The organism is Corallococcus sp. 4LFB, from assembly GCF_046520365.1.
GTDB lineage: Bacteria > Myxococcota > Myxococcia > Myxococcales > Myxococcaceae > Corallococcus > Corallococcus caeni.
Genome location: NZ_JBKGHJ010000409.1, coordinates 1 through 7,674 on the forward strand (window position 1 = coordinate 1; position 7,674 = coordinate 7,674).

The 7,674-nt window shown below is 73.4% G+C and carries 5 protein-coding genes and 1 pseudogene; all 6 read left to right on the top strand.

What is annotated here, in order from left to right:
• Positions 1 to 581 precede the first annotated feature (581 nt).
• Positions 582 to 1,856, top strand: a complete 1,275-nt coding sequence (locus ACLEQD_RS32185) for a WD40/YVTN/BNR-like repeat-containing protein (RefSeq protein ID WP_410389323.1) — start codon at positions 582 to 584, stop codon at positions 1,854 to 1,856.
• Positions 1,853 to 2,497, top strand: coding sequence for a hypothetical protein (locus ACLEQD_RS32190; RefSeq protein WP_410389324.1), 645 nt, complete (start codon positions 1,853 to 1,855; stop codon positions 2,495 to 2,497). The genes ACLEQD_RS32185 and ACLEQD_RS32190 overlap by 4 nt, the downstream gene beginning before the upstream one ends.
• A complete protein-coding gene (locus ACLEQD_RS32195) occupies positions 2,494 to 3,747 on the top strand; it encodes a YncE family protein (RefSeq protein WP_410389325.1) in 1,254 nt (417 codons plus the stop codon). Before ACLEQD_RS32190 ends, ACLEQD_RS32195 begins: the two co-directional genes overlap by 4 nt.
• A 20-nt stretch (positions 3,748 to 3,767) precedes the next feature.
• Positions 3,768 to 4,466: a c-type cytochrome gene (locus tag ACLEQD_RS32200; protein ID WP_410389326.1), complete on the top strand. Its 699-nt coding sequence runs from the start codon at positions 3,768 to 3,770 to the stop codon at positions 4,464 to 4,466.
• A 155-nt stretch (positions 4,467 to 4,621) separates the two neighbouring features.
• Positions 4,622 to 7,030 (top strand): PAS domain S-box protein, encoded by a 2,409-nt coding sequence (locus ACLEQD_RS32205; protein WP_410389327.1) that lies wholly within the window; start codon positions 4,622 to 4,624, stop codon positions 7,028 to 7,030.
• Positions 7,031 to 7,448: 418 nt separating this feature from the next.
• Positions 7,449 to 7,674, top strand: a pseudogene (locus tag ACLEQD_RS32210) (hypothetical protein); the annotation flags it as partial.

Sequence of the window (7,674 nt, forward strand, 5' to 3'; positions counted from 1 at the left end):
TCCGCGGGCACCGCCAGCGCCTCCTCCAGGACCCGCTCGCGCTGCCCCGCCCCCATCGCCTCGTAGGCGCGCACCGCCTCCCCCACCGCGCCCTTCAGCACCCGCGCCCACACCCCGCGCGTGACGCTGGAGCCAGGGCCCATGGCCACGTCGCCCGCCTTCGAATCGTCTGGAGTCACGGCCTTGTCGTCCCCCCCGGCCCCCCTGGCGGACCATGGAGGTCCCCACCGGAGTCCGGGACCTTGATTCCGTAGCATCCTGAAACAGGGAAAGCCAGTCATCACGGGTAGATGGGTCAGGCCCTGGACGCACTGTCCACTGCTCGGATTGATAGCGCGGAACCTGAGAGGTTGGGGGTCGCCACCCTCACCATCCTGGACCGGCCGGACTCCGAGCCGTGAGGGGAGCCGTGAGGGGAGCCGTGACGGGAGCCGGGAGCGCGCGGTTGCTCCGCTGCTGAGCAGGCCATCCGCGCCGCTATCCAGGCGCGGTCCGGGCGTTATCGTGGGGGGGCCATGAGGCCTGCCCCGGAGCGCCGGATGCGAATGCCACGAGTCACGGGGGGTTGGAGGGGGGCGGCGGTGGCCGGCCTCCTGGGGTCCGGCGCGGCCTGGGCGCACGCGGGCCTGCCGGAGACGTCCAACGTCACGCTGCGCAAGGGCCACCCCGAGGACTTCTTCGTCGGCGCCACGTTCGGCGCGGTCATCTCGCGCGACAGCGGGCGGACGTGGCGCTGGGTGTGTCCGGATGCCATGGGGTATGGCGGCTGGCGCCCGGAGTCCTTCGTCTGGCGCGAGTCGGGGGCGCTGCTGGCGGCCACCGGCAACGCGCTGCTGTCCTCGAAGGACGGCGCGTGTTCGTGGGCGTCGCACCCGGCGTTCAAGGACACGTGGGTGACGGGGCTCGCCGTGCACCCCACGGATGACGCGGTGCTGTACGTGGCCACGGGCCGCTCCACGTCGGCGACGAACGGGGTGTTCCGCTCGGAGGACGGCGGGGAGACGTGGCGGGCCCTGCCGCTCCAGCGCGCGGGCGTCCTCTTCTCCTCCGTGCGCGTGTCCACCGCGGAGCCGCGCACGCTCTACGTGTCCGCGTCGGACACGGCGCACATGTTCCTGTTCCGCAGCGACGACGCGGGCGAGACGTGGGAGGAGCTGCCCCAGACCTTCCCGGACCTGGTGCGCCCGTTCGACTTCGTGGTGACGGCCACGGACCCGACGCAGGCGCACGGCGTCTGGGCGCGCGTGTCCGCGCAGGGCGCCACGCACATCCTCCACAGCACGGACGGCGGACGCACCTTCATCGCGCGCTCGGGGGCGGGCATCGACGACGTCTTCGTCAACATGGACGTCTCCGCCGACGGCGGCACCGCGTGGGTGGCCACGTACAACGCCTTCTTCCGCAGCCAGCAGGGCGGCGCCTTCTCCAAGCTGACGCTGCCCACCGGCAACGCGTGCGTGACGCGCGTGGGGGACGTCCTCTACGGCTGCGGCTCGCCGTGGCTCCATGACTGGTCGCTGGCGCGCAGCAGCGACGAAGGCACCACCTGGGAGCCCCTCTTCAGCCTGGAGCAGATTCAGGGCAGCCATCAGTGCCCGGTGGGAACGCCCGTGCGGGAGCTGTGCCCGTCACGCTGGCCGCAGGTCGCGGAGACGATTGGCGCGCCGCTCTACCCGGACGGCGTGCCGGACGCGGGCGTGCCGGATGCCGGGACGCAGCCCGAGGAAGACGCGGGCACGCCCCCTCCCCCGACGCCTTCCTCCGGTTGCGCCGCCGCGCCCGCGAGTACGCTGCTTCCCCTGTTCCTGCTTCCCCTGTTGCGTCGCGGCCGGCGGCGCGAGGACCCATGCCCATGAAGCCGATGAAGACGTCCCTGCCGTGGAGCATCACCGCCGTCGCGCTGCTCGCCCTGAGCGCCTGCAACGGCGACGACGACACCGGGGCCTCGGCGTGCGACGAGCCGCTGTACGCGGGCGGCGCCACGGATGAGGCCTGGCGCACGCTGGTGGATGCGCGGAACCAGCCCCAGGACAGCTCGCGCGCGGTGACGCTCGTGTCGCCCGGGTCCGGGCAGTCGTACTTCACGGACCAGGCCGCGCCGCTGTGGCAGTGGACGTCCCCGCTGCGCGCGTCGCGGGAGCGGCCCGGCCACAGGGTGCCCTCGCTGGAGGGCCACCCGCGCGAGTCGAAGCGCTCGGTCCTCGCGTGGCTGGGGAGCTGGGTGCTGCCCACCGCCGAGGCCCACCTGCCGCCGTACACGGGCGACCTGTACTGGGTGAAGGTCTACGCGCAGGGGAGCGAGTGCCCCATCGCGCAGGTGTTGACGTCCGAGTTGCAGTGGCAACTGGATGACGGCTCCTGGCGGACGGTGAAGGACGCGGCGGGCAAGGCGCTGTCGGTGCAGGTGGAGAGCGCGTACCTGGTGCAGAACCGCATCACGGAGGGGCCCTACACGCTGGGGACGCCGGTGCCCTTCTCGATGGGGATGGCCAGGTGAGGCGCCGCGCGAGGCTCGGCGTCTGGCTTTGCGCGCTGGCGCTGGCCGCGTGCGACGACGGCGCGCTCCGGGCGGAGGGCCCGCTGGAGGTGCCCGCGCTGACGTACGCGGATGCGGCCCCGTGGACGCGGGGAGGCTCGGCGGTGCCGCCTCCGGGGCCCTCCGGGCGGCTGCTGGTGACCAACAGCCTGGATGACTCCGTGAGCCTGCTGGACATGGACGGGCTGGGCACGCCGGGCTGGGGCGAGCTGGCGCGCGTGCCGGTGGGGCTCAGCCCGGTGGAGCTGGAGGGGCCGCACCACACGGCGGTGTCCCCTGCGGGCGACTTCTACTACGTGGGCATCTCCAACTACGTGCCCGGCGGCGGCTCCGGTCCGCACGGCGCGCACGGCACGGGCACGGCGGACGGCTACTGCCTGAAGCTGAGCGCGAAGGACCACCGGCGGGTGGCGTCCGCGCGCGTGGACCGCAACCCCGGGGACGTCATCGTCAGCGCGGATGGGCGCACGCTGTACCAGACGCACTTCGACCTCTTGCGCATCGCGGACGTGGCGCGGCAGGGCGGGCCGGAGGAGGACATGGTCGCGCGCCTGGCCATCCTCGACGCGGAGACGATGACGGTGAAGGCGCGGGTGAAGGTGTGCCCCGCGCCGCACGCGGTGCGCCTGTCCGCGGACGAGCGCACCGCGTACGTGGCCTGCTGGTCGGACGAGGTCGCGGTGGTGGACCTGGCGGCGGAGGGCCTGCCGGTGACGCGCGTGAAGGTGGCGTCAGGCTCCGGCACGGCGACGAACCCGCGCCACCAGCCGTACGCGCTGACGGTGTCGCCCACGACGGGGGACGTGTGGGTCAGCTCGCTGGCGAGCAAGCAGGTGCAGGTGCTGGAGCCCGGGACGCGCACGATGAACCCGGAGCGCACGGTGTACCTGCGCGGCGCGCCCATGTTCGGCGCGTTCACGCGAGACGGGCGCACGCTGTACCTGCCCTATCAGCAGGAGGACGCGGTGGCGGTCATCGACGCGGCGACGTCCACGGTGTCGCGCACGGTGCCGCTGTCGCAGGCGGGCTGTCTCAACGTGCACCAGTTCATGCTGACGCCGGACGAGCGCCACGGAGTCGCGGTCTGCGAGGGGGACCACATCGGCCCGGGCACATTGCACGTGGTGGACCTGGCGGAGGGCACGGTGGTGTCCACGGTGGAGGTGGGCCTCTTCCCGGACTCGGTGAGCCTGCTGCGGGGGCAGCCGTGATGCGGGGCCTGCGTGGGGGTATGGCGGCGCTGCTCGTGGGCGTGCTGGCCGGGTGCGGCGGCGAGGCGGAGCCCCAGTCCGCGGCGGACTTCGGGGAGGCGCTGTTCCAGGACGCGCGGCTGTCGGAGAGCACGTTCAACCGCTTCTCGTGCGCGACGTGCCACGTGACGACGCCGGAGGCGCCGGCGGGGCGCATCGACTCCGGCCATTCGCTCTACAACGTGGCGGCGCGGCCCAGCTGGTGGGGCGGCTACGAGACGCACCTGCTGGACGCGGTGAACTTCTGCTACGTGAACTTCATGCGCGGGGTGACGAAGCTGGAGGCGGAGGAGCCTCGCTCGCGCGCGCTGTATGAATACCTGTCGCGGATCAGCCCGGACGCGCGGGCGCCCGCGCTGCCGTTCACGGTGGTGAAGGACATCCAGGACGTGCCCCGGGGGGACGCCGCGCGAGGCGAAGCGGTGTACCGGGCGGCGTGCCAGGGCTGCCACGGCGCGACGCACACCGGGGAGGGACGGCTGACGGAGCTGGCGTCGCTGCTGCCGGAGGTGACGCAGGACTACGACCGGCTCTTCCCGGGCATCCCGCACGCGCAGGTCGTCATCGAGAAGGTGCGGCACGGGCAGTTCTTCGGCGTGGGAGGCAACATGCCCCCCTACGGCACGGAGGCCCTGTCCGACGCGGACCTGGGCGCGCTGCTCACCTACCTGGGGTTGTAGCCGCCCGGCTTCCCCCTGACAGCTGAACGGGCAAGGAGGGAGGCGCCGGGCTCCCCGCCCCTGCCCATGCGCGCCGGGCCGCCTCACCTCTAAAGCCACTCATGGCTTCGTCGGGTTCACAGGAGCGGGGCCCTTCTCCGGAAGGGCGCGCGCCCATGAGGGGCACGGCTGCCTCGTCCCTGGCCAGGGTGCTGGACACCGACCGCGAAGCGCTCGTCGAGGACTGGGTCGCCCGCGTGACGCCCCTCTTCTCCTCCCTGCGCCTGTCACGCGAGCAGCTCATCGATGCCCTGCCCGCCTTCCTCGATGAGCTGCGCGACGCGCTGGTGCACGCGGAGCAGGAGCCCGACAGCGGCCCGATCCACCACAGCGAGGCCGCCGGGGCCCATGGCCGCCAGCGCCTGCGGCTGGGCGCGGACTTGCTCCTGGTCACGCGCGAATACGCCCTCCTGCGCGACTGCATCCTGGCGCGGGCCGAGCGCGCGGACCTGGACGTGCCGCTGTCGCAAGTGCGCGTGCTCTGCACCTCCATTGACGAGGCGCTGGCCCTGGCCTCGCGCCCCTTCACGGCCGAGAGCGCCGAGCGCCACCACGCGGAGGCCGAGGAGCGCGAGCGCTTCTTCCAGCTGTCCCCGGACATGTTCAGCGTCGCGGGCATGGACGGGTACCTCAAGCGCGTGAACGCGTACTTCGTCCACGTGCTCGGGTGGAGCGAGACGGAGCTCTACCAGCGCCCCCTCATGGAGTTCGTCCACCCCGACGACCAGGAGGCCACCCGCGCGGAGCTGGACAAGCTGTCCCGGGGCATCCCCACCCTGCGCTTCGAGAACCGCTTCCGCGCCCGCGACGGCCGCTACCGGTGGCTCGCGTGGGCCTCGCGCCCCGTGCCCGAGCTGGGCCTCATCTACACCGCCGCGCGCGACATCACCGAACAGAAGGCCGTCGCCCACGAGCGCGAGCGCCTGCTGGAGGCCCTGCGCGACAGCGAGGCCCGCTTCCGCAACATGGCGGACCGCGCCCCCGTCATGCTCTGGGTGACGGACAAGCAGGGCTCCACGACCTACATGAACCGGGGCTGGTATGCCTTCACCGGCCAGACGGAGGCCTCGGGGCTGGGCTTCGGCTGGCTCGACGCCATCCACCCCGACGACATGGAGCGCACGCGGCGGACCTTCGTGGACTCCAGCCTGGACCGGCGGCCCTTCCGGCTGGACTACCGGCTGCGCGGCGCGGACGGCCAGTACCACTGGACCGTGGACACCGGCTCGCCCCGCTTCGACACCGAGGGACAGTTCCTGGGCTACATCGGCAGCGTCATCGACATCAGCGACCGCAAGCAGGCGGAGATGGAGCGCGAGGCCCTGCTCTCCCGCGAGAGCGCCGCGCGCAAGGAGGCGGAGGAGGCCAACCAGCTCAAGGACGAGTTCCTCGCCACCGTCAGCCATGAGCTGCGCACGCCGCTCACGGCCATCCTCGGCTGGGTGCAATTGCTGCGCACCGGCCACCTGCCCGAGTCCCGCCGCGAACGCGCGCTGGAGACCATGGAGCGCAACGCGCGCGCGCAGGGCCAGCTCATCGAGGACCTGCTCGACGTCAGCCGCATCGTGTCCGGCAAGCTCAAGCTGGACGTGGCGCCGGTGGACCTGTCCAGGGTGGTGCAGCAGGCGCTGGAGTCCGTGCGGCCCGCGGCGGACGCGCGCGGCATCCAGGTGCGGGCCACGGTGGAACCCTCCAGCAGCGTCATGGGCGACACGCACCGGCTCCAGCAGGTGGTGTGGAACCTGCTGTCCAACGCGGTGAAGTTCACGCCCCGGGGCGGCGACGTGCGGCTGGTGGTGGCGCGGCGCAACTCCTCCGTGGAGCTCACCGTGGAGGACACCGGTCAGGGCATCCCCGCGGCCTTCCTCCCCCACGTCTTCGAGCGCTTCCGCCAGGCCGACAGCGGCACCACGCGCAAGACGGGCGGGCTGGGGCTGGGGCTGTCCATCGTGCGGCACATCGTGGAGATGCACGGCGGCACCGCCTCCGCCGCCAGCGAGGGAGAAGGCCGGGGCGCCACCTTCACGGTGCGCCTGCCCCTGTCCGTCACGCAGCCGCGCGACCCCGCCCTGCCTCCGTCGCCACGGCCTCCGGTGCCCGGCCGGGCGCCCACGTCCCCTCCGGAGCTGGGCGGGGTGAAGGTGCTCGTGGTGGACGACGAGGAGGACGCGCGCGAGCTGTTGCGCACGCTCCTGGAGGACAGCGGAGCGCACGTGGCGACGGCGGGCTCCGCGGCGGAGGGGCTCCAGGTGCTCCAGGTGGAGCACCCGGACGTGCTCGTCTCCGACATCGGCATGCCGGGCACGGATGGCTATGGCTTCATCGAGCAGGTGCGCGCGCTGCCGGATGAGCGCGGAGGCCGCACCCCGGCGGTGGCCATCACCGCCTACGCCCGCTCCGAGGACCGCACCCGCGTGCTGCGCGCCGGCTTCCAGAGCCACGTGCCCAAGCCCGTGGAGCCCGGGGAGCTGCTCGCCGTGCTCGCGTCGCTCGCGGGCCGGTTCCAGGCGCTCCCCAAGGCGTGACGGGAGGTCCGCCCGCGCGACGCGGTCCCAGCCGGTCCGACTGTCGGACAGGTTCGTGCCGCCCTCCACGCCGAGCCGAGCAGCGCCACGCGCCACGTAGGACGCCGGACACGGCGGGCCGCATCCTCCTGGCCAGCGGGCGGGGGCAGGGCTTACCTTCCCGGCATGCGTCCGCCGCCCGGACAACTGGCGATGTTCGACGCCCCGGCGCCCGGGAGTGCCGCGGCGCGCTCGCTGCCCTCGCGCGAGGACGCGCTGCCCCGGGCCGCGGACGCTCGCCCGGCGCGTCTCCGCCCTCCTCGGGCCTCCCCGTCCACCTGCGCCTCACCGACAACCGCGCCACCCTGGTGAGCTACCGCCGCCTCGCGGATGGCGTGCGCCTGCGCCTGCACCACCTCTTCCTGGAGGCTCCTGACTCGTGGTGCGCGCCCTGGCCCTCTACGTGGCCGGCGACACCGCCGCCCGCGAGGTGCTGGAGGCCTTCAGCCACGCCCACCACGGCCAGGTGCGCCGGGAGCGCAGGCCCGGCGCCCCCCTGCGCACGCGCGGCCGCTGCTTCGACCTCAAGGCCGTCCACGCCCGGCTCGACGCGACGTACTTCGGCGGGCGCGTGCACGGCGTGGAGGTGGGCTGGGCCCGCCGCC